Source organism: Actinobacillus indolicus (assembly GCF_004519515.1).
Taxonomy (GTDB): Bacteria; Pseudomonadota; Gammaproteobacteria; order Enterobacterales; family Pasteurellaceae; genus Glaesserella; species Glaesserella indolica_A.
In genome coordinates this window covers 769,512-795,298 of sequence record NZ_CP038145.1, presented here as the reverse complement: position 1 = coordinate 795,298, position 25,787 = coordinate 769,512, and the positions used below count along the sequence as shown (strand labels likewise).

Below are 25,787 nucleotides of genomic sequence, written 5' to 3'. Positions count from 1 at the left end.
TCGTTTGATAACTAGTTTTGCAAAAAATTATAACAATCTGACCGCTTAACGCCCTGCAAGTAATAACATTAATTCCTGTTTTTCTTGCTGATTTAATCCTGTGGTACGGTCTTTAGCCATCAGGATTTCAATTTGTCGTTCGACAAGTTTTTTATAGAAAAAATCTAACGTATCAATGAACGTATTTTCCACATTTTCAGGTGAAACTAAATGATCCCAATTGGCGAGTGCAACTAAATGGCGATAATGTGGACTCTCTCTAAGATGTTCGAGTAGCCCTCCCATCGAAATCCCCAAATTATCGTGACAAATTTGCACAAGCGCTAAAAAAAGATCAAAGCCTTTTTCTTCTAAACTTTGCAGAAAGCTTACATCTTCAGGGACATGCTGTACTAATTGCGGATTTTGCAATAATAATGCAATTAACAAGCGCATTGGGGTTCGCTCAATTTTTGGCATATGGTGGCGAGTTTCTACTTTTTCAACTGACTTCTGTGGCAACATTGCTTCTAATTGCGTTGGATCAAGAATCCCCAATTTCTGTCCAAGCATATTTCTTAAATAGAGACGAAGCATTTCCCCAGGGATTCGCTTAATCAAAGGTATTGCCAAAGAAGCCAATTTTGATGCGCCTTCTTTGGTTGAAAGATCTACTTGAGATAATAAAGAATCAAACAGAAACTCACTTAAGGTTTGTGCTTTTTCAAGATAACGTTCAAAGCCCTCTTTCCCTTGTGAACGAATAAAGGTATCAGGGTCTTCCCCGTCGGGTAAAAAGATAAATTTCAGCTGTCTGCCATCATGTAAATAAGGTAGTGCATTTTCCAAGGCTCGCCATGCTGCGTCTCGTCCCGCACGGTCACCGTCGTAGCAACAAATCACTTGTTCTGTGGCTCTAAACATGAGCTGAATCTGTTCACCTGTTGTCGCAGTACCAAGCGAAGCAACGGCGTTATTGACTCCAAACTGTGCCAATGCCACCACATCCATATAGCCTTCTACCACAAATAAAAATTCAGGGTTTTCATTATGTTGAAGCGCTTGATATAAGCCGTAGAGTTCGTTACCTTTATGATAAGTGGCAGATTCAGGGGAATTCAGGTATTTCGGCTTTTCATCGCCTAACACTCGCCCACCAAATGCAATCACGCGACCACGCTTATCTCGAATCGGGAACATCACACGATTACGGAAGCGGTCATACACATTGCCACGATCATTTTTAGAGAGCATTCCCGTATCAAGTAGCTTTTGCACTTCTTCAGGATTATTTCCAAAACGGCGAAGTACAGCATCCATCGCATTCGGCGAAAAACCGATTTCAAAACGATCAATAATCTCTGGAGATAAACCACGTTGTTGTAAATAAGCTTGGCTAGCACTGTCTTGTGTTAATTGCTGTTGATAGAACTTGGCAACTAAATCTAACAATTCATAAAGGTTACGGCGAGTTTTATAACTGGCTTGTGGTTTGCCATCTCGATTGATTGCATTTTCACGGGGCACTTCTAACCCATGTAATGCGGCAAGTTCCTCAATCGCTTCAGGAAACTCTAACTTGTCATATTCCATTAAAAAGCTAATAACATTACCGTGTACGCCACAGCCAAAACAGTGATAAAACTGTTTAGATTGACTCACCGTAAAAGAAGGACTTTTTTCATGATGAAAAGGACAGCAGGCTTGGTAATCTCGCCCTGCTTTTTTGAGTTTAACACGACTATTGATCAGCTCGACAATATCGGTTCGAGCAACAAGATCATCAATAAACGAACGGGGAATAGAACCTTTCATTGATTATCTCCTTGCTGATACAAGCGGTCGGATTTGCAAATTTTTTTGCAAAAGTGACCGCTTGTTATGGGCTGTATAAACATTGAAACCGTGATTCCTTAAAGGTTTCACGGTCTCAATTTTAACTTCTATTACCTAATTAAAAATTAGTATAAACGAGTGTTACGTGCGTTCTCACGGAAGTTACGTTTAGCGTGACGTTTAGCTAAAGATGCTTTTTCACGTTTACGAATTGTTGTTGGTTTTTCATAGAACTCACGAGCACGAACTTCAGCTAAAAGACCTGCTTTTTCGCAAGAGCGTTTGAAACGACGTAATGCTACGTCAAATGATTCATTTTCACGAACTTTAATTACTGGCATAAGCCATCACCTCAGGAAATATATGTTTAAATGAAGCCGCACAAATGGGTGGCGGCATAGAACTAAAAAAGGTGGTGCATTTTAGCCTAGACTGATTAAGAAGTAAAGGGCGGATTTAGTGGAAATCAATTATCGATGAAAGAGAGCTACTGTTCACGATAAATTTCCGATAAAATGACCAAATAGATTACAGATAGGACACTTTGTATGCCAACTTTTCTAACCAGAATTGAGACGAAACACATCTCTTTCATGCTGAATATTTTAGTCTCACTCTTTTTTATCACCGTTTTAATGTTCAAAAAAGGCTATAGCTATGTGCCAATGACATTAGGCGGAATAAGCGTTATCTATCTTCTACTCTATATTTTCAAATTCAAGAAAAAATGGGTACTGGACAAAGATGACAAATGGCTGATCTTTGCTTTTTTAGCCTATTTTTCCACTTTTGTGATGTCGGCTATTGTACATGGGGATGGGTTTAGGGAAGTGGATAACCCAAGCAGAGTTTTGCTATTTATTCCGATTATCCTTTTACTAACCCACTTGTCTCAGCGTATTCATTTTATTTTTTATGCAATTCCAGTTGGTGCAATCACAACAGGTTTATTAGCGCTTATCCAAAAATTTTATTTAGGTTTACCGAAACCCTTTCCAGAAATCATGCATATCCAAGCAGGAAATGTATCTATTGCCTTAGCCTCTTTTAGTATTGCAATAGCAATATATTGGGGGATTCAAAAAAATTATAAGTGGATAATTATTTCTGTTCTTGGAGCGATCTTTGGCATGCTAGCTAGTGCATTGTCTGGCGCACGTGGCGGATGGGTAGGGTTTCCATTCGTTATTTTAGCGGTTTTATTTTTTTATCGACGCTACTTAAACATGAAATGGACAACTGCTGTATTAGGTATCTTTTTTATTTTTGCAGTAATCTTAAGTAGCGTACCTAAATTTGGTGTTATTCAACGCTATTATGATGCCAAATCAGATATTACTGAATATTTATCCCATAAAAATAAAGCGTCATCTCTCGGAGCAAGATTCGATATGTGGGAAAATGCACTACTTGGTATTAAAGAACAGCCATTTTTAGGTTGGGGGAGTAAAGGTTATATTGAATTAAAGAAAGATCAGATTGCCCAAGGGACTATGGCGTCATCTACTCTAGGATTTAACGACCCGCACAATCAATATCTAGATGCCTTTGTAAAACGTGGTATTTGGGGATTTCTAGGCTTGATGCTGATTATATTTTTTCCATTACATTATTTTTTCAGGAAAATGAATTCGGCTAACTTAGAAGTAAAATCTGTTGCAATGCTAGGATTTATACATATTTTTTCCACGATGTTCTATTTCCTAAGTCAAACTTTCTTAGCGCATAACTCAGGTTCTATATTTTATTTCTTTTTAGTGATTATATTTTATAGTCTGATTAAAATTAAAGAAAATTTAAAACCGTAAAAAATAAGCAGAAAGTCTAAAACTTTCTGCTTATTTTTTTCTATATCTAATTTATAAGTTACTCAAATACAACTGCTTCAGATAGAGACTTTCCTGCCAAATCTTTAGCTGACAAACTCGGTTCACCATCTAAAGGCCACTCAATCCCTACAGTCTCATCATTCCAAATTAAAGAATGTTCTGCTTTAGGATTATAGTAGTCAGTACACTTATAGGTAAATTCAGCAGTTTCAGTTAAAACATAGAAACCATGAGCAAAACCTTCAGGAACCCATAATTGACGCTTATTCTCTGCAGATAGAATTTCGCCCACCCATTGCCCAAATGTTGGCGAGTTTTTGCGTAAATCTACGGCAACATCAAATACCGCACCTTGCACTACGCGTACTAATTTGCCTTGTGTATTTTCAGTTTGATAATGAAGCCCACGTAAAACACCTTTCACTGATTTAGAATGGTTTTCTTGTACAAAAGTACGATCTGCGACGTTTTGTTTAAACCATTCATCACGAAAGGTTTCCATAAAAAAGCCTCGTTCGTCACCAAAGACTTGTGGTTCCAATAATTTTACGTCAGGAATTTTTGTTTCAATAATTTTCATGATGCGTATGCCTTAATATTTTTTAATGCTTTCTGCCAATCACTTGGTTCAATACCAAAAGTTTGCTTAATTTTCGTCAAATCCAAACGTGAATTTGCTGGGCGTTTGGCTGGCGTTGGGTAATCACTGGTTGCAATACTGTTTACAAGCGGTGACTTTTCAAGAATATTTTGTAGTTCTGCCTCGGCAAAGATGGATTTTGCAAATTCATACCAACTTACATAGGGTTTGCCTGTATAGTGATAAATACCAAAATTACCCTTTTTATCCACAAGAATTTGATTTGCAATTTCAATCAGTGTAGTTGCTACATTACTTGCATAGGTTGGACCACCAATTTGATCCCCTACAATATCTAGTGAATCACGCTCCTTAGCCAAACGTAACATGGTTTTCACAAAATTATGCCCATGTTCTCCAAATACCCAAGCGGTACGTAAAATAATAGAACGAGGGTTTGCTTGTTGAACTGCAATTTCGCCTTCTAATTTTGTACGCCCATAAACGCCTTGAGGATTGGTTTGGTCGTCTTCTTTATATTCCCCCGTGCCAGTACCTTCAAAAACATAATCGGTAGAAATATGTAAAATAACAGCATCAATTTCACTTGCAGCTTCAGAGAGATATTGTGGACCTTTTACATTGATTGCTTCTGATAACTCAACTTCACTTTCTGCACGGTCAACAGCTGTATGAGCAGCCGCATTAATAATGACATCAGGTCTAAATGTTTTAACTACATTAAAAACAGCATCCCTATCAGTAATATCTAACTCATCACGATCTACTGCTAAAATATCAGCTTTGCCTTTTAATTGCTCTGTTAGACAATGTCCAACTTGACCTTTTGCACCAGTAATTAGGAACTTAGCCATTATTTACCGCCTTTGACTAAACGTAATAAGTACTGACCGTATTCATTTTTAGCCATAGGTTTAGCTAGGGTTTCAAGTTGTTTAGAAGTAAGCCAGCCATTACGCCATGCAATTTCTTCTAAACAAGCAATTTGCATATTTTGAATATTTTGTACAGCTTGTACAAAAGCGGCCGCTTGGTGAAGGCTTTCATGAGTTCCTGTATCCAACCAAGCAAAACCACGTCCTAGTAATTGAACATTCAACGTTCCATCGTTTAAATACATTTCATTTAATGTAGTAATTTCTAACTCTCCACGCGCCGAAGGCTTCACTTGCTTAGCAAACTCTACAACACGATTATCATAGAAATATAAACCTGTTACAGCATAATTAGATTTTGGTTGAGCTGGCTTTTCTTCGATTGAAATCGCCTTAAAGTTTTCATCAAATTCAACTACACCGAAACGTTCAGGATCTTTTACTTGATAGCCAAACACTGATGCACCTTTATTATTTGCATGTCCAGCAGCTTCTTTGAGAGCCGTAGTAAAATGCTGACCATAGAAAATGTTATCACCAAGCACCAAGCAGACACTATCATTGCCAATAAACTCTTCACCAATTAAGAAAGCTTGTGCTAAACCATCCGGGCTTGGTTGAATTGCATATTGAAGATGGATACCAAAATCAGAACCATCGCCTAATAAGCGTTTAAATGCGTCATTATCTTCTGGCGTTGTGATAACCAAGACATCACGAATTCCCGCTAACATCAATACTGATAACGGATAGTAAATCATTGGCTTATCATAAACAGGGAGCAATTGCTTTGACACACCACGGGTAATTGGGTACAGACGAGTGCCTGAACCTCCTGCAAGAATAATACCTTTCATAACCTACTTATTTGTACCTAAACGTTCTAAATTATAAGAACCATCTAATACACGGCTCCACCATTTTTTATTATTTAAGTACCATTCCACCGTTTTACGAATACCAGTTTCAAAAGTTTCTTGCGGTTTCCAACCTAATTCATTACCAATTTTGGTTGCATCAATCGCATAACGCACATCATGACCTGGGCGGTCAGTCACATAAGTGATTAAATCTTCATATTTCACTACACCTGCAGGTTTATTTGGTACTAACTCTTCTAATAAACCACAAATTGTACGAACGACTTCAATATTGGCTTTCTCATTATACCCACCAATGTTGTAAGTTTCTCCTACCACACCTTCAGTCACAACTTTATATAATGCACGAGCGTGATCTTCGACAAATAACCAATCACGAATTTGCATACCATTTCCATAAACTGGTAATTTTTTCCCTTCTAGAGCATTTAAAATCATTAATGGAATCAATTTTTCAGGGAAATGGAAGGGACCATAGTTATTTGAACAGTTAGTGACAATGGTTGGTAGACCATAGGTACGTAACCAAGCTCGAACTAAGTGATCGCTTGATGCTTTTGAAGCGGAATAAGGGCTAGAAGGGGCATAAGGCGTAGTTTCAGTAAAAAGATCGTCTGTACCTTCTAAATCGCCATAAACTTCATCCGTTGAAATATGATGGAAACGGAAAGCTGATTTTCTTTCTTCAGGTAAGTTATTCCAATAACTACGAGCCACTTCTAATAAAGTGTAAGTACCGACAATATTGGTTTCAATAAAAGCTGCTGGACCATCAATAGAACGATCTACGTGACTTTCCGCCGCAAGATGCATTACCGCATCAGGCTGATACTGATTAAATACACGTTCTAATGCTGCTTTATCACAAATATCAACTTGTTCAAAAACATAACGTGGGTTATTTTCAACAGATTCGAGTGACTCTAAATTACCTGCATAGGTTAATTTATCTACGTTAATCACTGAATCTTGAGTGTCGTTAATTATATGGCGAACGACTGCTGAACCGATAAAGCCAGATCCGCCTGTGACTAAAATTCTCATAAACTACCTAGAAAAAAGCAGAAAAATGTCCTATTCATTTTTCTGCTTTAAATGTTAAATCTACTTACTTTAATAAGCGCCATCCCTTTTCAAAACAACATTCACCGTTTTAAACAAAATCGCAATATCATTCCAAAGAGACCAGTTTTTTACATACCAAGAATCAAAATAAACTCGAGTTTCATAATCCACATCATTACGACCACTCACTTGCCACAACCCAGTCATACCTGGTTTTGCCATCAAGTAGTAATCCACATTTTCTTTATAATAAGACAATTCATCAGCAATAATTGGCCTTGGTCCGACCAAACTCATTTGTCCGACCAAAACATTAAACAATTGAGGTAATTCATCAATACTTGTTCGACGTAAAAACTGACCAAGCGGTGTAATTCTCGGATCATTTTTCAATTTAAAATCTTTTTCCCACTCCGTCTTTGCTTCCGCATCGCGCTCTAACAATTCATCTAATACTTCTTGAGAGTTCAGCACCATTGAACGGAATTTTAAGCAACTAAACGGTTTACCATTTTGCCCGATTCGCTTATGCCCGAATACGGCACTTCCACCATCCCGCTTAATCAGAAAGTAGAATGTCAATAATAACGGCGACAATAAAATAATTAGCAGACTGGCACCGACAATATCCATTGTTCGTTTGATGATACGGGAAGATCGTTTTGCCAAGTTATTATTCACGCGAAGCAACATCACTTCATAACTGAAAATAAACGACATATCCGTACTGTACAGCGGCAATCCGCGTAGCGTCGGAATCACGGATACGGACCGATAGTGTTTTTTAGAAAAATAACGAAGCCATTGATCACGTTGTTCAATTTCATCTTCTTCTAGTGCAATAATAAATTGATCAGACGATTTGGTAACCAATCGCCAAATACCCTGACGGGTTTCATTAATGATTGGAATGCCTAAACCATCTAATTCATCGTTCTTATCTACAGCAATAAAATATTTTACTTTAAGCCCAAGATACGGTTCGCTGACCAATGCTTTATAAGCATCTATCGCATTTCTACCGCCACCAATAATTACCGTATTCTTTAAATATAAACCGGTCTTGATTAATAACTTTTTAATCAGAACTCGGCTAATAGGCACGATAACGAAGGTTAAACTCCAACTTAATACCCATAAATAGCGAGAAAAATAGAGCTTGGAAAAGGCTATGGTAGCTAGTTCAATAATCGCCAATACGAATAATGTACGAACAATTTCTTTTAATTCAAACCAAAACGGTTTTCGGTAAGTATAATGGCGGAGATTAATCCAAAACCAAATAACACAGCCACAGGCTAACCCTAAATGAATCAGGATCGCTTCTTGAAACTGCTCGTACGGTAAAAAACGATCCAAATCATTGGTAAAAAGGCTCAGTAAATAGATGCTTAAATAATAGGAAAATAGTAACGAAACAAAATCCGTTACCGCCAACATACCTTTACAAATTACCGATTTATCCATCATGCTCATTTTTTCTTCAAATATTTCCGTTTCAACAAACCAATTACTTTTTTCAATATATGTTCGCCTTCTAACGATACCACTTTGCGTTCTTTCAGTTTTAATTGATTTTTTACCAACCAAACATTAAAAAGGCGTTCTGCGATAAAACCGAAAACTCGTTTTTGGTAGTTATCATAACTTGATATATCAATTTGTTTTTCTAACTTAAATAAAATGCTAAATAACCATTCACAATATTGTACAAAGTGTTCCCTTGACATTACAAACATATTAAATAGATGCAATGTTTTTCTTTCCATCACCTGATGAAATGCTGACATATACTCAGGAAAGTATTGTTCTATAATCTGTTTAGTTATATCTAGATCTTTAATAAAATGAGCATTTTTATAGTGAGTATAAACAGACTCAATATAATAATTCCGTTTTTTAGCAACAATAACATCATAAATAGCTAAGTCCGCCAATAATTCAGATTGAGATGCTATCTTTTTACCTTTCAAATTTAATTCTAAACCTGAAAAATAGCGACGATAATGAACTAAACCAATATATTCATAATTCTCTAAATTTTTCCAACCCCAATAAAGCGCAGTTAATTCACAAAAGTTTGGATTTTTATCAGAAATATTTTCACCTGAATCATCTGATTCTACGCCTAAATCTAACGAACAATTTGCTTTTCCCACTTGAATAGGTAAGTAACAAACATCATTAGGAAAATCATAAGCTTTATGAGTAGCAATTAGAATTTTTATTTTAGTCATAAGTATTCTCTATGATGAGAAAAGTCTCCAATAAAGCCGTGCCACATCGCTCGCCAAGTAAAAAGAAGTTCTGAGATACTTGGCTTTGTAAACGTAAAAAACCATGTCGTTTTAGCCCAAAAAGAAAATACGTGAATTAATCCATAATGTTGCTTAAATGTGTCTATAGCATTACGACAAAAACAATATAATTTTAATCTAGATGGTGTGTAATTAAATCGTAGCTTACCAAAGAACATCGACGTGGAAGACGAACTTTCAGCTGGATGAAAGAAACAAGCATCTACTACAGTTAAAATGTTAGCATTAAACTTCCCTGCTCTTATTGTATATTCTTTATCATCACCCCAAATAAAATAATCTTTTTTTATTAACCCTATTCTTTTTACTAAAGGTGTAGCAATTAATGTGCCATTAAAAGGTAATACAATATTTGGGATAATATTTCTTTCTTTAAAATTTTCTGGGAGTTTTGAATAGAAATCAATAACTTGAAGAGTATTAGGAATACGCAATGCAAAACTTAATTTATCTTGCGTTTTCGTATCTAATACAATAGGACCAATATAGCAGTTATCAGAAGCATAAGCGGTTAGTTTTTCTAAACAATTTGTAGATGGATAACCATCATCATCCATCAACCAAATATAATCAAAGTTATTTTGACAAGTAAACTCAATACCCGCATAAAATCCGCCTGCGCCACCTTGATTATTTGGCAAGGTAATCAAGGTAAATTGTTCACTATCCCACCAGCCATTTTCACGCAAGTATTCTACCGTTCCATCTTGACTTGCATTGTTAATAACAACAATGTGATCCAATGGATAGGTTTGCGTTTGTAATGCTTTCAAGCAATTTAAGAGTAATTCTTTGCGGTTATAAGTAACCACAACAGCACAAATGGATTTATTCATCTAATTATCTTTTATTCACAAAATCTCGTTTATATTTTATATGGCTCTGAATATTTTTTTCTGCATCCTTTCTATCCCAAATTTGTAACTCCCAAGGATAGTAGAAATTACTTGAATTTTTAAAATAAATATGAATACCTACATATTCATCTTTATCCCGTAAATACCAATTTTTCAACCCATATTTTTCTTGCCAACTATCAAGCGATTCCATTACCTTTTCAATATCTTCAGTAGAAACAATAATACGTGCACCAAAAATGTCATTTAAAATACTATTTACTGGATAACCCTCACTGCGCTGTTTAAATCGCTCTATCTTATCTAAAATAGATTCCGAGGCTTTAACACGATAAAAATAAGGAATATCGTACAAATCAGCCCTAAATAAATAATCATTAATTGATTCATGTAAATTCAAACGATATGCCAAAATATGCTCAGTAGGCACTTTTGCCAAAGTATGCTTTAAATTAACCTTTTCAAGTTTACCTGTTTCAAAATAATCTTGGGAAAAAGCTAAATGTAATTTATTAATTTCATCAATTAAGCGTTCTATTTTTTCTAACATAGCATCTATATAAATGAACCGCTTGTATTACACAAGCGGCTTATTTCTCATTAAAATTTACACATCCATATTAACGTAAAACGGCTTTAACATCTTACCGCTTGCAAGAGCTTCCTTAATATCGTCCGCAGCTTCTAACGCTTCTTTAATCGTTACATCCATATCCAAATAACGATAGGTACCTAAACGTCCAACGAATGTAACTTGTGTTTCCTTATTCGCTTTTTCGACATATTGTTGCAACAACGCTTTATCTTTTACTAAACGAATAGGATAATATGGAATATCTTTTTCTTCGCATAAACGGCTAAATTCACGGTAGCAAATCGTTTTCTCGTGATTTTCCCATGGTGCAAAGTGTTTGTGTTCCGAAATACGGGTGTACGGTACTTCTTCATCGCCGTAGTTGATGACCGCATTACCTTGGAAATCTCCTTCCGCACGGAAGGCTTCAAAATCAAGTGTGCGATAGCCTAAGCGACCAAGCTCAAAACCAAAGTAAGCATCTAACGGACCAGACCAGAAAATATGGTCAAATTCCGCTTTCATTGATTCTACAAATGGCGTATTTAAACGCACTTCAATATTATCGTGTTTTAAAATATTTTCTACGATAACCGTATAACCGTCTTTTGGCATACCTTGGAATTTATGGGCAAAGTAGTTATCATCATAATTAAAACGTACTGGCAAACGTTTTAAAATACTTGCAGGCAACTCTTTAGGCTCAACACCCCATTGCTTTTTGGTATAACCATAGAAAAACGCTTTATATAAGTCTTTACCGACAAAACGCATAGCTTGCTCTTCAAAAGTTTGAGGATCGGTAATCGACATATCCGCTTGGCTTTCAATCAACGCTTTCGCTTCTGTTGGTGAACAAGTTTTACCAAAGAACTGGTTAATAGTATGTAAGTTAATTGGTAGAGAATATACTGCGCCTTGACTAATCGTTTTTACGCGATTAACAAACGGCATCCACTCACCAAAATGATTCACATAATTCCACACTCGCTCGTTATCTGTATGGAAAATATGCGGACCATAAATATGCACCATTACATTCGTTTCTGCATCACGCTCAGAGTGGCAGTTTCCCGCAACATGATTACGTTGATCGATAACAGTGACTTTGTAACCTTGTTCTGCCAATTCACGTGCAATTACAGCGTTAGAAAAGCCCGCACCGATTAGGAGAAATCTACGCATTACACTCTAAAAAATTTTTTTGCAAAATAAAATTTCCAACAGGCGATTCTAATTAAAAAAGATAAATTAGATTTTGCTAATGAGCCTCCAACCCAATAATCATTTTTAATTAGAGATATAACATCATTTTTTATATTAGCTAAAGAAACCTTTTTAACTAAGCTCTGTTCTGAACTATTATCGAAGCCTTTAATATGTGTCAAATGAGAGTATTTTTCCACTTGGCTTTTACTTGGCAACATGATATAGCTCTCTAAAGCATTTTGTAATTTATTAAGATCTAAGCTATCTATTTTATCAAAAAATGACTCTATTTTTTTATTTAATTCAAGCCTTTTATATACTGGCTGAATATTATATTCTTTTCTAATTGGTTCCAATGTGTCTTCATCATATCGTTCTAAAGCTCCCAATGATGTATCTAAAACAAAAGGTTCTAACCATGAGTGGTTTAATGTAGCGAAAAAATTCACTTTATGAAAAGGGAAAATTTTAACCAAATGTAAAAATACAGGTGCTGAAAATTTCACAGCATTCATGGTAAAAAATCTATTAGATGCAAAGAGTAAACAATCTAATCTACCTTGATTCTGATTTTTTAGCATACTATTTTTTTCAAAAAAATAACTAATTTCCCTCATTGAGGTTCCAGAATAGCCAATATCTACTAGAATTGAGTTTTTTTCTGAGAAAACACCTTTTTCAGTTAAATATCTGACGATATCCCTATGCTTTATTTTAATTATATTAAGTATGATTTCTTTCAAATGATTCGTAACTAAAGCCATTTTCAATGTAATATTTTTACTATTTTCAATGACATCAGGGTATTCCTTAACACAAAAATCCAAATACCCTATCTTCTCAAAGAATTCTATAACTGTAATTTCATTTGATTCTCCGAATAGCCAAAGGTTTTTTTCAAGCTCTTCTAATGTTGTTATATTTAAGAAAAAGCTATTTAACCTATCTAAATGTAAAACATCTAATTTGATATCATCAACCTTAAAATACTCTACATATTTTTTTGCTGACGATAATAAAAAATTAGCATCTCGCGTAAAAAAGTAAATATTTTTCGATTCATATATTTTTGCACAATAAAAAATTTGTTTTAAAAATAATGCAAACGATTTCCCAAGTAATTCAATTAAGTCTTCCCTAGCATTTATAAAACTTAGTTTTTCTTGTTTTGCAATTTTCTCATAAACTTTCTTTTTTCTATTCTCATTAGATTTATTTACATAATGCAAGCCAAAAATTAGGTTGTTCGCGGCCATTAGTTCATCTGAATGATAATTATCACCTGTATGTACAACATTGTCTTTTAATAAAGCTCCTTTAGCCAAAAGATCCGAATAGATCTTCCCGCTATGTTTTGTAAGCTTATTATCTGAAGAAACATAAACATTATCAAAGTAGCTTAATAACCCTACACCTTCTAAAATTGCACGAACTGATGAATTAGGCAGGTACATATCACTTACTGCAACAATATTCTTACCAGCATTTCTGAGAATTGGCAAAATACTAAGTGCCTCTGGATTTGCATAAGCCACAGAAATTTCATATTCTTCTTCAATTTTCCAGATCTTATTGGCTACATCCTCAATATGTTCCTTCGGTACTGATAATTCGGTTAAGATGTTATATAAGCTAGGAAAATAATCAATTTCATCTAATGTAATAATTTTAGATTTCTGGAATTCGATTTCCCTTAGAAGCATATAATCTTGGTAATCACAAGAAATATTGATAGATTGCAAATAATCTGAAACCAGCTTAGATATTCCTTTTTCTCGCTCATTATAATCTTCAACTTTTCTAAAAATTAATGTATCAAAAACATCAAAACTAAATTGTTCAAAATAGTCGATTTTAGATTCTAACTCAAGTAATGATTTAATATTCATATCATTTTCCTAAATAAACTTTTTCTAATAGTTGTTTAGCATGCTCTTTAGCCGATGGAGGCATTTCAATTTGACTCCAAAAATCATCTAATAATGTTGGGTTTGATAAATACTTGTTTAATAAATTAGCAAGCTCTTTATATTCACCTGATTTAAATATAAAGTCTTTTGTTTTATAAAAATCTTTAAATCCAACAGTATCAGATAAAATGACTGGTGTTCCAAAAGAAACTAATTCTGCTGCAACTTGACAATATGTCTCCATCCATAATGAAGGAACAATAGCTAATGTAATTGAATTCATTAATTCAGGAATCATACTACGTTCATATCCCTCAACAATATAGATAGATTTAAATTTATTATTCAACAACAAAAGTTTTTCTTTATGATGCCCATCTAATCTTGATGCTACTGTTAATTCTATATTTTTTAATAACTCTTTTGGTAATGTCCCTAATGCTTTTAAAAATAAATCAAAGCCTTTTGCAGGTGTTGGATAACCAAAAAAGCCTAATCTAATAGTAGATCTTTTTTTCATTTCCCAAAGTTTTTTAGCTTCATCCAATGTAGAAAAATGATCCATTCCATTATGAATAGTTATTAGCTTAGAATTATCTATGCCATATTCTGCAAATACATTTTCCGTTTGCCCCGAAACCGCAATTACTTGATCTATATATTGGTTAGTATTTTTTATACCCAAGTTTCGCCAAAATACATAAGGAGCTCCTTGAGATAAACCTCTTTTAGTTGGCTGGTTTGTTTCTAACTTATAAATATTAATTTGATCTTTATTAGGCTTCCCTTTTAAAACACCTTCCTTAAGAAGATTTTTGGCATCATGCAATACCCATTTAGCTGACTTGTATATATTCCAAGTATTGCGTGCTGTCATAAATACAAAATTGCCTAGAGGTCTAGAATCTAGCTTATATTGTTCTATCTTACTTCCCAATGCCTGATATTTTTTAAGCGTGTTCATGTTAGGGTGATGCCCTATGCAATTTACACAATCCATACCATTATTAAAATTTTTACAAATTTCTTTTCTATTTTTAAATAATTCAATTTGTGGACACATAATATGATAATTATGTGCTGTTAAAATAAATTTTGTTTCTGGAAAGTCTTTTTTCAGAGAAAATACATCTAAAGTTAAACCTTCAACATTATGTATATGAAAAACATCAAACTTCCCATTTTCTTTCAAGAAATCATGTAATGCTTTCTTTAACTCTTCATTTGAAAATGCCGTTTCCAATGAACAAAATGCATCATGAGCAGGTGCTTTTACTGGCGAATTAATTATTCTAAAAGACTTTACACCTAAATAATCATAATTATTTTTAGTTTCCTCAATTCTTATTTTCTTATTTAGCAAATCATAATGATGACCTGATGACAAAAAATAAATCTCAATATCTTTATTAATATTTTTTAATTCTCGCATTGTGTTTTGTAAATAAACAGTAACTCCACCGCCACGTAAATACCAATCATCAAATTGAACCCAGTTATAAAACAAAATACGCATAATAAATAATCCTTAGATAAAACTTTAATATTCATAAAGCGGAATTACATCTTCCGCCCTACCACAACCTTTTACAATACCTTTATCAATCCAAATTACATTCTGACAAAGCTCTTTAACTTGGTCGATAGAATGAGAAACGAACAATAATGTTGTTCCCCCTGACAACATCTCTTCCATTCGGCGTTTGCACTTTTCTTGAAATGCAGCATCTCCTACAGCCAAAACTTCATCCACAATGAGAATTTCAGGTTTTACAATAGTTGCAACAGCAAAGCCTAAACGCGCTGACATTCCTGATGAAAAGTTTTTTAGTGGAACATCCACAAAATCTTGAAGTTCTGCGAATGCAATAATTTCATCAAAATGCTGTTCCATAAAAGATTTTTTATGTCCTAGCAATGCACCATTGAGATAAATATTCTCACGAGCGGTGAGCTCACCATCAAAACCCGCACCTAATTCAATAAGCGGAGCAATATTACCATTGACCTCAACAGAGCCTTTATAAGGTTTTAGAATACCGCAAATCAATTTTAAAAGTGTCGATTTTCCTGAACCATTAGTCCCTATCAATCCCCAAGACTCGCCTTTTTTTACTTCAAGATTAACGTCTTTTAATGCTAAAAACTCCTGAAACATTAATTCACCTTTTAGCATTTTGATGACATACTCTTTTAAGCCATTATAGTTTTCTGTCGCTTTATTAAAACGAACAGTGGCATTTGTAACTTTAATTACTGTATCTGTCATAAGTATTAAATATATAAAATAAATTCATCTTGTTTTTTATTAAAATACCAAGCTCCTAAAATTAAAACCCCAATAGAAACCAATGAACCAACAAAAATAGAACTGCTTTCAGGGAATTTGGCGTATAGCACTATGTCTCTAAACTGTTCAATGTACCAATACATCGGGTTAGCTGTTTTATAGAGTGTTTGATATTCTTCAGGGATAATAGAGACTGGGTAAAATAGGGGGGTTAGGTACATCCACATTGATACAAAAACGCCCCAGAGGTATTGTATATCCCTAAAAAATACGGTAATTGCGGCCAGCCATAAACCTAACCCAAGACTAAAAATAAAGACTTGTAATATTACTACAGGGAAAAATAGGAGATTCCACGAAAAATCAGCCTGAGTAAACAACATTACTAATAATAATGCGCCTAATGAAAATAATAGGTTCACTAAAGAGCTACCAACTTTAGATAGAGTAAAAATATACTTAGGCACATAGGTTTTTTTTAGCAGAGCTGCATTGCCTGTAATAGACCATACAGACATATTCGTCGCCTCAACCATAAAGCTAAAGATCACTTGCCCAGATATGAGATAAAGAGGGAAATTTGGAATATCAAACCTAAATAAATTAGAAAAGACAACCACCATTACCATCATCAACATCAATGGGTTTAAGATGCTCCACAAATAGCCTAGGTAACTGCGCCTATATTTTAATTTTACATCGCGAATAATTAGCTGTTTGAGTAACTCATCAAAAGCAAATAATCGTTGTAGCTTTCCTTTGAATCTATTCATTTATTTCTGTACCATAAAATTCTAGTCAGTTGTTGATTATACCCAAAATCCTACAAGTTAAAAAGAAATTCATTCGCGAGGGTAGTTTCTCCCATTGCCCTCCCCTCATAATTGTTAGATAATGCACAACTTTCTGAAAATTTGATGTAGGACAAAAAATGAGTGAGATAAATGTGCCTTTAATCTTTACCGACGCGGCTGCGCGTAAGGTAAAGAGCTTAATTGAAGGGGAAGACAACCCAAACCTACGTTTACGCGTGTATATCACAGGTGGGGGATGTAGTGGTTTCCAATACGGATTTACTTTTGATGATCAAGTCAACGATGGGGATTTAACCATCGAAAATCAAAACGTGGGTTTAGTTGTTGACCCAATGAGTTTACAGTACTTAATTGGCGGTACGGTCGATTATGTTGAAGGGTTGGAAGGCTCTCGCTTTGTCGTTCAAAACCCAAATGCAAGTTCAACCTGTGGATGTGGTTCTTCGTTTAGCATTTGAAAATTTTTTCTCAAAAAAGACCGCTTGTATTGGCTTACAAGCGGTCTTTTTCTTTCTCTTTTTTACAAAATAACGCTCAAGCTAAATAAGATGTTTGTCACAAGCGCAATCCCTGCCATTTGTCCTAAGATAGGACGAAGTTCCGTAGGGTGCTGATGTCGATAAACGAATAAGCCATGTTTCACTAAAAGTGGTGTGGCAAGTAGGAACAGGAAGTTATACCAATGGCTAAAATTCGCTAACGCAAAAAGTAGGTAGGACAGTAAAGCTAAACTGAGCAAAGTGACATGATAAATTCGCCCATTTTGACTACCAATTCGGACAATCAAGGTATTTTTCCCTGCTTGTTTATCTTGTTCAATATCTCGTAAGTTATTGATATTTAATACTGCAACAGAGAGCAACCCGCAACCAAAGGCAGGCAGAAGTAAATTGAAATGTAATTCATGGGCTTGTAAATAGAATGTGCCTAGTACGGCTAAAAAACCAAAGAAAATGAGTACTGAAATATCGCCTAAGCCGAGATAACCGTAAGGTTTTTTACCGACTGTATAGGTGATCGCCGCGACAATAGCGAGAATACCTAAGCTAGCAAATACCACTAAATCTTGCCATGTTTGGTAAGCATATCCAATTAATAGACTTCCCGATAAAAATGAAAGCACAGCGACAGTGATTAAGGCTTTTTTTAACTGTTCCCCTGTGATTTTTCCATGTTGAATCGCACGAAGTGGTCCAATACGTTCTGCGGTATCAGAGCCTTTTACATGATCGCCATAGTCATTCGCAAAGTTAGAGAGAATTTGTAATAAAATTGTGGTGATAAATGCAAGCAACGTGGTGAGTAAATCAAATTTGCCTTGCCATCCTGCCAATGCTGCACCAACAAGAATAGATGCTAATGCTAAGGGCAACGTTTTAGGGCGAGCGGTAGAAAACCAAATCGAAAAAGTCGAATCTTTCTTCATATTAAATCTTTGCTTATCAGAATTTATGCTTTCAAAACTGTGCATATTATTACAAAATGCGCTCCTATGTTTTGATTTTTCGCAGAATTTTATAGATTTTATGGCAAATCCGATTTCTTCTCTTCTTGTTCATCCTGTTGGCATAGTCCATTCGCCTTATGGTGAAAAGTTTGCCGTGCCACGTCAGCCTAATCTTGTTAAAGAAGGCAAGGGGATTTTGCAACTGCTTCCACCTTACAATAGTGCAGATGCCGTGCGTGGATTGGAGCAATTTAGTCACCTTTGGCTTATTTTCCAATTTCACCAAATTCCTGAACGAGAATGGCACGCCACCGTACGTCCGCCACGTTTGGGGGGAAATGAGCGTATTGGCGTCTTTGCAAGCCGTGCAACACATCGCCCAAATCCAATCGGGCTCTCAAAAGTTGAGTTACATCGTGTTGAAATAAAAAATGGCGATGTGTTTCTGCATTTGGGAAGTGTGGATTTAGTGGATGGAACGCCGATTTTGGACATCAAACCTTATATCGCTTATGCAGATAGTGAACCGAATGCAGATTCAGGCTTTGCTCAAACGAAGCCCGAAGCTAAATTGCGTGTGGAATTTACCGAAAAGGCGTTACAAGCGGTCCAATCTTGTGAAAATTTTGCAAAATTTGAAATTGAAAATCCGATTGAATTTATTCGTGACATCATCGCTCAAGATCCGCGTCCAGCTTATCAGCAAGGAAAACAGAGCGAACGGATTTATGGGATGTTAATTGCGGGATATAACATCAAATGGCAAATCCACGAGCAGCATTTGAATCACGCCATTGTACTTTCAATTGAATAGGGAACTTCTTTGTTTAAAAGTACTCTAAGGCACATTGATGTTTTGAGGGTGTAAAATCATAAAGAGTTATTTGTTTAATATCCCAGCACGGCAGAGCCGTACTGGGTTACGTATAATTCAGCCCCTTTGGGGCTGAGAATTAGAGTGGCAAAGCCACTCAACTATGCGTAACCTAGTACGCATTTTGCGTGCTAGGTACAAAATAGTATTACAAGCAAAAAACATCAACCAGCCTTAATTTGCACATTTTTAAATATACGATTTAACTTAAGGATTCTTTCTATGAAATTGAAAAATTATTTAGCAATCTTACCGCTTGCATTAGTGACATTAGGGGTTTCTGCTGAAACCGCAAATACAACAGAACCTAAAGAAGAGAGTGGCTCTGTCTTCCATTTTTCAACACAGGTGACCCGTCATGTTGAAAAAGATTTAATGCATGCGGATGTTTATAGTCGTAAATCAGGTAAAAATTTAGCCGAGTTGAAAAAAACGGTATCGACTGATTTAAACAAGGTATTAGAACTTGCAAAACAAGATTCAAGTATCGAAGTCTCTGCAGACGGCATCAGTAACTATGCAGAATATGATAATAAAGGCAAAGTAATCGGTTGGGTGGCAGAAGGGCATATTCAACTGAAAGGTAAAAACTTTGAAGCGATTGCCAAAGTGCTTGAAAACTTAGGGGATAATGTCGCGATTGGTTCAGTAGATTTCAGTGTTTCTCCTGAAAAAGCCAAAGCCCTTGAAGATGAAATGACCTTAGAAATTATTCAACAATTCCAACATAAAGCGGAAGTTATCCAAAAAGGATTAAAAGCCAATAAATATGTTTTAAGCGATGTGCGTTTAGATACACCAAATGGAGCCAATAATGGCTATCCAGCACCACGTATGTATGCGATGGAAGCTGCATCAATGAAGATGAAATCCGCAGATGAGTTACCACTTGAAGCCGGCAAACAAATTATCAATGCGACAGCATCAGGTAAAGTGCGCTTTGAGTAAACTCTATTTAAAAAGTAGATAGGCTACTTTTTAAAATTTAGCGTTCTTACGAACGTTTTATTATGACATTTTGTCATTTTTTATTAAAGGAAAGCAAAAATGAAAAAATACTTCGCCGAGTTCTTTGGAACATTCTGGTTAGTTTTTGGTGGTTGTGGTAGTGCCGTTTTAGCAGCGGGTATCCCAGATTTAGGTATTGGTTATATGGGCGTTTCTCTTGCCTTTGGTTTAACCGTATTAACCATGGCTTATGCAGTAGGTCATATTTCTGGTGGACACTTCAATCCAGCGGTTTCTATTGGATTATTAGTTGGTGGCCGTTTCAATGCAAAAGATTTAGTACCTTATATTGCATCGCAAGTATTAGGTGCAGTAGCAGCAGCAGCGGTACTTTATACTATTGCATCTGGTGTAGCAGGATTTGATGCGTCAGCGGGCTTTGCAAGTAACGGTTATGGAGAACATTCTCCACATGGTTATAGCTTAGTTGCTGCATTATTAATCGAAGTCGTATTAACTGCCTTCTTCTTAATGATCATCATGGGTGCAACAGATAAACGTGCACCTGCAGGTTTTGCTCCTATTGCAATTGGTTTAGGATTAACCTTAATTCACTTAATCAGCATTCCAGTGACAAATACCTCGGTTAACCCGGCTCGTTCAACGGGCGTAGCGCTATTCCAAGGTAGCTGGGCAATTGAACAATTATGGATGTTCTGGGTTGCGCCAATTGTTGGTGCGATTATCGGTGCTTTAGCATATCGCTTTATTGCTGAAGAAAAATAATTTTGATTAGGATATAATGCAGTCTCTTTTATAGACTGCATTTTTTATATTGATATGAAACACTTAATTAAACTTTTCGGATTAATCTTTGTTTGTAGCACTTTAAGTGCTTGTTTAGTCACCTCTGTTGTTGGCGCTGCTGTGGGTGCTGCAACCACTGCAGTAGGCGCTGCAGTTGATGTGGTAGATGCTGTTACCCCTGATATTACAGATTAACGCTAATTTCAATGACCGCTGTATTGATACAAGCGGTCACTTTCTTACTAAAATTTGCAAATCCTTCATAACAAGCTACAATGCTTGGAATTTTTATCAATAAATAAGGAATCCTTATATGAAAATCGCAAAAAATGTTGTGCCAAGTATCGCATATCAAGTTCGCACTCAAGATGGTGTATTAGTTGATGAAGCACCCGTTGAGCAGCCATTAGAATATTTACACGGCCACAACAATCTTGTTATCGGTTTAGAAAATGCATTAGAAGGTAAAGCAGTTGGCGATACTTTTGAAGTGCGTGTTAAACCAGAAGAAGCGTACGGCGAATATAACGAAAATATGGTGCAACGTGTGCCAAAAGATGTGTTTATGGGCGTTGATGAATTAGAAGTGGGTATGCGTTTTATCGCAGATACTGACTTAGGTCCATTACCTGTAGTGATCACTGAAGTGGATGGTGACGAAGTGGTTGTTGATGGTAACCATATGTTAGCAGGTCAAGAATTATTATTCTCTGTGGAAGTGGTTGCAACTCGTGAAGCGACATTAGAAGAAATTGCTCACGGTCACATTCACCAAGAAGGCGGTTGCTGTGGTGGTCACGATCACGATGAAGATCACGGTTGCTGTGGCGGTCATCACGACCACGATCATCACCACCATCACGGACACGGCGGTTGTGGCTGCAATCACTAATTGAAGGTTGGTTGAACGATGAGTGATACCCCATTACAATCAGGCACGGATTACCTCCGTGCCATTTTAAGCTCTAAAATCTACGATCTTGCCCAAGTTACGCCATTGCAAAAAATGGAAAAGCTCTCAGAGCGTTTGGGTAATCATATTTCCATTAAACGTGAAGATCGCCAGCCTGTGCATAGTTTTAAACTGCGTGGGGCTTATGCGATGATTTCTAATCTCTCTCCAGCTCAGAAAAATGCGGGGGTGATTGCGGCTTCTGCTGGTAATCACGCTCAAGGGGTTGCTTTGTCTGCAAAACATCTCGGTTTGCGAGCGTTAATTGTGATGCCACAAAATACACCGTCGATCAAAGTCGATGCAGTGCGTGGTTTTGGTGGGGAAGTGTTGCTCTATGGGGCAAATTTTGATGAAGCCAAAGCCAAAGCCATTGAGCTTTCTCAAGAGCTGAATATGACCTTTGTTCACCCGTTCGATCACCCGTTAGTGATTGCAGGACAAGGCTCCATCGGTATGGAATTATTGCAACAAAATGCTGATCTGAACTATATTTTTGTGCCTGTTGGGGGCGGTGGTTTGATTGCAGGTATTGCCGTGCTGATTAAGCAATTAATGCCTGAAATTAAAGTCATTGGGGTGGAGTCTAAAGATTCCGCTTGTCTATTTTATGCTTTGCAAGCAGGGCAACCTGTTGATTTAGAACGTGTCGGTTTATTTGCTGATGGTGTTGCCGTTAAACGTATTGGCGATGAAACATTCCGTTTATGTCAGAAGTATGTTGATGATATTGTGTTAGTCGATAACGATGAAGTCTGTGCGGCATTGAAAGATGTGTTTGAGAATGTGCGTGCGGTAGCAGAGCCGTCGGGGGCATTATCTTTAGCTGGACTGAAAAAATATGTCGCTCAACACAATCTTGAAGGTAAAAATCTCGCCTGTATTTTATCGGGGGCAAATCTCAACTTCCATACGCTACGTTATGTGTCAGAGCGTTGTGAAATCGGTGAAAAACACGAAGCACTCTTAGCCGTTTCAATTCCTGAACAAAAAGGTGCATTTCTCAAGTTCTGTCAAATTATTGGTAATCGTGCTGTCACAGAATTTAACTACCGTCACGCAGACGATCAGCAAGCCTGTATCTTCGTTGGTGTGCGTATTAGTGGGAATGCTGAAAAATTAGAGATCATTAAAGATTTACAACAAAATGGCTATCCTGTCACAGATTTATCCGATGATGATATTGCGAAAACCCATATTCGTTATATGGTCGGTGGTCGCCCAAGTTCCATTCAGCAAGAAGAATTATACAGCTTTGAGTTCCCAGAGCAGAAAGGGGCGTTGTTGAAGTTCTTGCAAACGTTAATTGATTGGGATATTTCGCTGTTCCACTACCGCGCTCACGGTGCAGATTATGGTGACATTTTGGCGGCATTTGTTGTGAACAGTGGCGAAAAATACGCATTTCAACAAGATTTAGAAAAACTTGGCTATCGCTATCAAAATGTGAGCGACAGCCCTGCTTATCGTTATTTTTTAAAATAACAAGCGGTTAGATTAAATGAAAAATTTACAAATGTAGGGTTTTCTTACTCGCCCTACTAAATAAGGACAATTTATGGCAGAACGTAAATATTTTGGCACCGATGGGGTGCGTGGCAAAGTCGGTACCTATCCTATTACTCCTGATTTTGCATTAAAACTCGGTTGGGCAGCAGGTAAAGTCCTTGCAACCCAAGGTTCTAAAAAGGTATTAATCGGTAAAGATACCCGTATTTCAGGCTATATGTTGGAGTCCGCTTTAGAAGCGGGTTTAGCTGCCGCAGGTTTATCTGCAGCCTTTACGGGCCCGATGCCAACCCCTGCAATTGCTTATTTAACCCGTACATTCCGTGCAGAAGCAGGAATTGTGATTTCGGCATCTCATAACCCTTATGATGATAATGGGATCAAATTTTTCTCTGCAATCGGTGAAAAATTACCAGATGAAGTCGAAGAAGCGATTGAAGCAATGCTTGATCAACCGATGGACTGTGTCGAATCGGCAGAATTAGGTCGTGCAAGTCGTATTAATGATGCGGCAGGACGTTACATCGAATTTTGTAAAAGTACTTTCCCATCACATTTAAGCCTTGAAGGCTATAAGATCGTAGTAGATTGTGCGAATGGTGCAACTTACCACATCGCTCCAAGTGTTATGCGTGAATTGGGTGCAGAAGTGATCGAAATCGGCACACACCCGAATGGTTTGAATATCAATGAGAAATGTGGTGCAACGGACATTAAAGCCCTACAACAAGTGGTGGTTGAAGCGGGTGCAGATGTCGGCTTGGCTTATGATGGCGATGGCGACCGTTTAATTATGGTGGATCATTTAGGTAATAAGGTGGATGGTGACCAAATTCTCTTTATTATTGCACGTGAAGCATTGCGTTCAGGCAAATTACACGGTGGTGTCGTTGGTACATTAATGAGCAATATGAGCCTTGAACTTGCTTTAAAAGAGTTAGCGATTCCATTTGCACGAGCAAATGTGGGCGACCGCTATGTACTTGAAGTTTTAAAAGAAAAAGGCTGGAAACTAGGTGGTGAAAACTCAGGGCATATTATCGTGTTAGACAAAAATACCACAGGTGATGGTATTGTCGCATCACTTGAAGTATTGGCTGCAATGGCATCACATAAATTAAGCCTGAATGATCTCGCTAAAGCTGTGCCACTTTTCCCACAAGTGCTAATCAATGTTCGCTTTGCAGGTGGAGCAAATCCATTAGACAGTGAAGATGTTAAAGCTGTTGCAAAAGCAGTAGAACAACGCTTAGCAGGCAAAGGTCGTATCCTGTTACGTAAATCAGGTACAGAGCCATTGATTCGTGTGATGGTAGAATGCGAAGATGGTGCTTTAGCACAAAGTTGTGCGGAAGAAATTGCAGATGCAGTAAAACGTAACTAATCACAAGCGGTAAGATTTCTGCAAAATTTTGCAAGGATCTTACCGCTTGATCTTTTTTAAACTATAATAACGCAAACGTTTGCTTTAAGGGGAACGCTATGGATCAACTTGAAATGAAGAAAATTGCAGCGCGCGCAGCTTTGCAATATGTTAAACCTGACACTATCGTGGGTGTAGGAAGTGGCTCAACAGTTAACTGTTTTATTGATGCCTTAGGTGAAATGGCTGGCGATATTAAAGGAGCTGTTGCTGCCTCTAAAGCATCAGAAGAACGTTTAAGAGCACTCGGTATTGAAGTTTTCAATGCAAATGAAGTTAGTGCTCTTGATGTTTATATTGATGGTGCAGATGAAATCACCCCACAAGGCTATATGATTAAAGGCGGTGGCGCAGCGCTTACACGTGAAAAAATTGTGAGTTCATTAGCAAAAAAATTCATCTGTATTGTAGATTCCAGTAAACAAGTTGATGTGTTAGGCTCAACCTTCGCATTACCAGTGGAAGTGATTCCAATGGCACGTTCTTATGTTGCTCGTCAATTAGTTGCATTAGGTGGTTCACCGGAATACCGTGAAGGCGTTGTCACCGATAATGGCAATGTGATTTTAGATGTGTATAACTTCAAAATTCTTGAGCCATTAAAAATGGAACAAACTATTAATAATATCGCAGGCGTTGTGACCAACGGTATTTTTGCTCAACGTTATGCGAATGTGACCATCGTGGGTACGCCAGATGGGGCAAAAATCATTGAATAATAATTAAAGAACATAAAACGGAGAGCTGGATGTAAATAAAATTCAGCTCTCCATATTCCACTCTCCTTA

26 protein-coding genes are annotated in these 25,787 nt (G+C 36.6%); 10 read left to right on the top strand and 16 right to left on the bottom strand.

Annotated features, from left to right (window positions below):
* Window positions 1-45 precede the first annotated feature (45 nt).
* Together dnaG and rpsU are read right to left on the bottom strand one after the other, a co-directional pair.
* On the bottom strand, window positions 46-1,794 hold the full coding sequence (dnaG, locus tag EXH44_RS03800) for a DNA primase (RefSeq protein WP_162856339.1): 1,749 nt from the start codon (window positions 1,792-1,794) through the stop codon (window positions 46-48).
* 146 nt (window positions 1,795-1,940) lie between these two features.
* Entirely contained in the window at window positions 1,941-2,156 is a 216-nt protein-coding gene (gene rpsU / locus EXH44_RS03795) for a 30S ribosomal protein S21 (RefSeq protein ID WP_005712190.1), read from the bottom strand.
* 207 nt (window positions 2,157-2,363) lie between these two features.
* On the opposite strand from rpsU, the gene EXH44_RS03790 reads away from it, so the two are divergent.
* The gene (locus EXH44_RS03790) at window positions 2,364-3,623 is read left to right on the top strand and encodes an O-antigen ligase family protein (RefSeq protein WP_162856338.1); all 1,260 of its coding nucleotides are present in this window, start codon (window positions 2,364-2,366) and stop codon (window positions 3,621-3,623) included.
* A gap of 58 nt (window positions 3,624-3,681) precedes the next feature.
* Here EXH44_RS03790 and rfbC read toward each other — a convergent pair whose 3' ends face one another.
* The 13 genes from rfbC to EXH44_RS03725 form a co-directional block, all read right to left on the bottom strand.
* The gene (gene rfbC / locus EXH44_RS03785; RefSeq protein ID WP_162856337.1) at window positions 3,682-4,224 is read right to left on the bottom strand and encodes a dTDP-4-dehydrorhamnose 3,5-epimerase; all 543 of its coding nucleotides are present in this window, start codon (window positions 4,222-4,224) and stop codon (window positions 3,682-3,684) included.
* Window positions 4,221-5,099 (bottom strand): dTDP-4-dehydrorhamnose reductase, encoded by an 879-nt coding sequence (gene rfbD / locus EXH44_RS03780; protein ID WP_162856336.1) that lies wholly within the window; start codon window positions 5,097-5,099, stop codon window positions 4,221-4,223. Before rfbD ends, rfbC begins: the two co-directional genes overlap by 4 nt.
* Window positions 5,099-5,977, bottom strand: coding sequence for a glucose-1-phosphate thymidylyltransferase RfbA (gene rfbA / locus EXH44_RS03775; protein ID WP_162856335.1), 879 nt, complete (start codon window positions 5,975-5,977; stop codon window positions 5,099-5,101). The genes rfbD and rfbA overlap by 1 nt, the downstream gene beginning before the upstream one ends.
* A 3-nt stretch (window positions 5,978-5,980) precedes the next feature.
* Entirely contained in the window at window positions 5,981-7,045 is a 1,065-nt protein-coding gene (rfbB, locus tag EXH44_RS03770) for a dTDP-glucose 4,6-dehydratase (protein ID WP_162856334.1), read from the bottom strand.
* A 69-nt stretch (window positions 7,046-7,114) separates the two neighbouring features.
* Complete coding sequence (wbaP, locus tag EXH44_RS03765) at window positions 7,115-8,533, bottom strand: undecaprenyl-phosphate galactose phosphotransferase WbaP (protein WP_162857522.1); 1,419 nt, start codon at window positions 8,531-8,533, stop codon at window positions 7,115-7,117.
* Window positions 8,534-8,538: 5 nt separating this feature from the next.
* Window positions 8,539-9,303 carry a DUF4422 domain-containing protein gene (locus EXH44_RS03760; RefSeq protein ID WP_162856333.1) on the bottom strand — a complete coding sequence of 255 codons (765 nt, stop codon included), beginning with the start codon at window positions 9,301-9,303 and terminating at the stop codon, window positions 8,539-8,541.
* A complete protein-coding gene (locus EXH44_RS03755) occupies window positions 9,300-10,220 on the bottom strand; it encodes a glycosyltransferase family 2 protein (protein ID WP_162856332.1) in 921 nt (306 codons plus the stop codon). Before EXH44_RS03755 ends, EXH44_RS03760 begins: the two co-directional genes overlap by 4 nt.
* A gap of 4 nt (window positions 10,221-10,224) precedes the next feature.
* Window positions 10,225-10,791, bottom strand: a complete 567-nt coding sequence (locus EXH44_RS03750; protein ID WP_162856331.1) for a nucleotidyltransferase family protein — start codon at window positions 10,789-10,791, stop codon at window positions 10,225-10,227.
* Between the two features lie 57 nt (window positions 10,792-10,848).
* Window positions 10,849-12,000, bottom strand: coding sequence for a UDP-galactopyranose mutase (glf, locus tag EXH44_RS03745; RefSeq protein ID WP_162856330.1), 1,152 nt, complete (start codon window positions 11,998-12,000; stop codon window positions 10,849-10,851).
* Window positions 12,000-13,913, bottom strand: a complete 1,914-nt coding sequence (locus EXH44_RS03740) for an HAD family hydrolase (RefSeq protein WP_162856329.1) — start codon at window positions 13,911-13,913, stop codon at window positions 12,000-12,002. The genes glf and EXH44_RS03740 overlap by 1 nt, the downstream gene beginning before the upstream one ends.
* A 1-nt stretch (window position 13,914) precedes the next feature.
* Complete coding sequence (locus tag EXH44_RS03735; RefSeq protein WP_162856328.1) at window positions 13,915-15,450, bottom strand: glycosyltransferase; 1,536 nt, start codon at window positions 15,448-15,450, stop codon at window positions 13,915-13,917.
* A 24-nt stretch (window positions 15,451-15,474) separates the two neighbouring features.
* Window positions 15,475-16,203 carry an ABC transporter ATP-binding protein gene (locus EXH44_RS03730; RefSeq protein ID WP_162856327.1) on the bottom strand — a complete coding sequence of 243 codons (729 nt, stop codon included), beginning with the start codon at window positions 16,201-16,203 and terminating at the stop codon, window positions 15,475-15,477.
* A 5-nt stretch (window positions 16,204-16,208) separates the two neighbouring features.
* The gene (locus tag EXH44_RS03725; protein ID WP_162856326.1) at window positions 16,209-16,997 is read right to left on the bottom strand and encodes an ABC transporter permease; all 789 of its coding nucleotides are present in this window, start codon (window positions 16,995-16,997) and stop codon (window positions 16,209-16,211) included.
* A 158-nt stretch (window positions 16,998-17,155) separates the two neighbouring features.
* On the opposite strand from EXH44_RS03725, the gene erpA reads away from it, so the two are divergent.
* Window positions 17,156-17,497 carry an iron-sulfur cluster insertion protein ErpA gene (gene erpA, locus EXH44_RS03720; protein ID WP_162856325.1) on the top strand — a complete coding sequence of 114 codons (342 nt, stop codon included), beginning with the start codon at window positions 17,156-17,158 and terminating at the stop codon, window positions 17,495-17,497.
* Between the two features lie 62 nt (window positions 17,498-17,559).
* Here the strand turns inward: erpA and EXH44_RS03715 are convergent, their stop codons facing one another.
* A complete protein-coding gene (locus EXH44_RS03715) occupies window positions 17,560-18,465 on the bottom strand; it encodes a 1,4-dihydroxy-2-naphthoate polyprenyltransferase (protein WP_162856324.1) in 906 nt (301 codons plus the stop codon).
* A 100-nt stretch (window positions 18,466-18,565) separates the two neighbouring features.
* On the opposite strand from EXH44_RS03715, the gene tsaA reads away from it, so the two are divergent.
* The 8 genes from tsaA (at window position 18,566) to rpiA (ending at window position 25,718) form a co-directional block, all read left to right on the top strand.
* The gene (gene tsaA, locus EXH44_RS03710; protein ID WP_162856323.1) at window positions 18,566-19,300 is read left to right on the top strand and encodes a tRNA (N6-threonylcarbamoyladenosine(37)-N6)-methyltransferase TrmO; all 735 of its coding nucleotides are present in this window, start codon (window positions 18,566-18,568) and stop codon (window positions 19,298-19,300) included.
* Window positions 19,301-19,582: 282 nt separating this feature from the next.
* Complete coding sequence (locus EXH44_RS03705; protein ID WP_162856322.1) at window positions 19,583-20,308, top strand: SIMPL domain-containing protein; 726 nt, start codon at window positions 19,583-19,585, stop codon at window positions 20,306-20,308.
* 99 nt (window positions 20,309-20,407) lie between these two features.
* Window positions 20,408-21,094, top strand: a complete 687-nt coding sequence (gene aqpZ, locus EXH44_RS03700; protein ID WP_162856321.1) for an aquaporin Z — start codon at window positions 20,408-20,410, stop codon at window positions 21,092-21,094.
* A 54-nt stretch (window positions 21,095-21,148) separates the two neighbouring features.
* Window positions 21,149-21,310 carry a hypothetical protein gene (locus EXH44_RS03695; protein ID WP_162856320.1) on the top strand — a complete coding sequence of 54 codons (162 nt, stop codon included), beginning with the start codon at window positions 21,149-21,151 and terminating at the stop codon, window positions 21,308-21,310.
* Between the two features lie 118 nt (window positions 21,311-21,428).
* Complete coding sequence (slyD, locus tag EXH44_RS03690; protein WP_162856319.1) at window positions 21,429-22,007, top strand: peptidylprolyl isomerase; 579 nt, start codon at window positions 21,429-21,431, stop codon at window positions 22,005-22,007.
* Window positions 22,008-22,025: 18 nt separating this feature from the next.
* Window positions 22,026-23,552 carry a threonine ammonia-lyase, biosynthetic gene (gene ilvA, locus EXH44_RS03685; protein ID WP_162856318.1) on the top strand — a complete coding sequence of 509 codons (1,527 nt, stop codon included), beginning with the start codon at window positions 22,026-22,028 and terminating at the stop codon, window positions 23,550-23,552.
* Between the two features lie 73 nt (window positions 23,553-23,625).
* Entirely contained in the window at window positions 23,626-24,960 is a 1,335-nt protein-coding gene (gene glmM, locus EXH44_RS03680) for a phosphoglucosamine mutase (protein WP_162856317.1), read from the top strand.
* Between the two features lie 98 nt (window positions 24,961-25,058).
* Complete coding sequence (gene rpiA / locus EXH44_RS03675; RefSeq protein WP_162856316.1) at window positions 25,059-25,718, top strand: ribose-5-phosphate isomerase RpiA; 660 nt, start codon at window positions 25,059-25,061, stop codon at window positions 25,716-25,718.
* Window positions 25,719-25,787 lie beyond the last annotated feature (69 nt).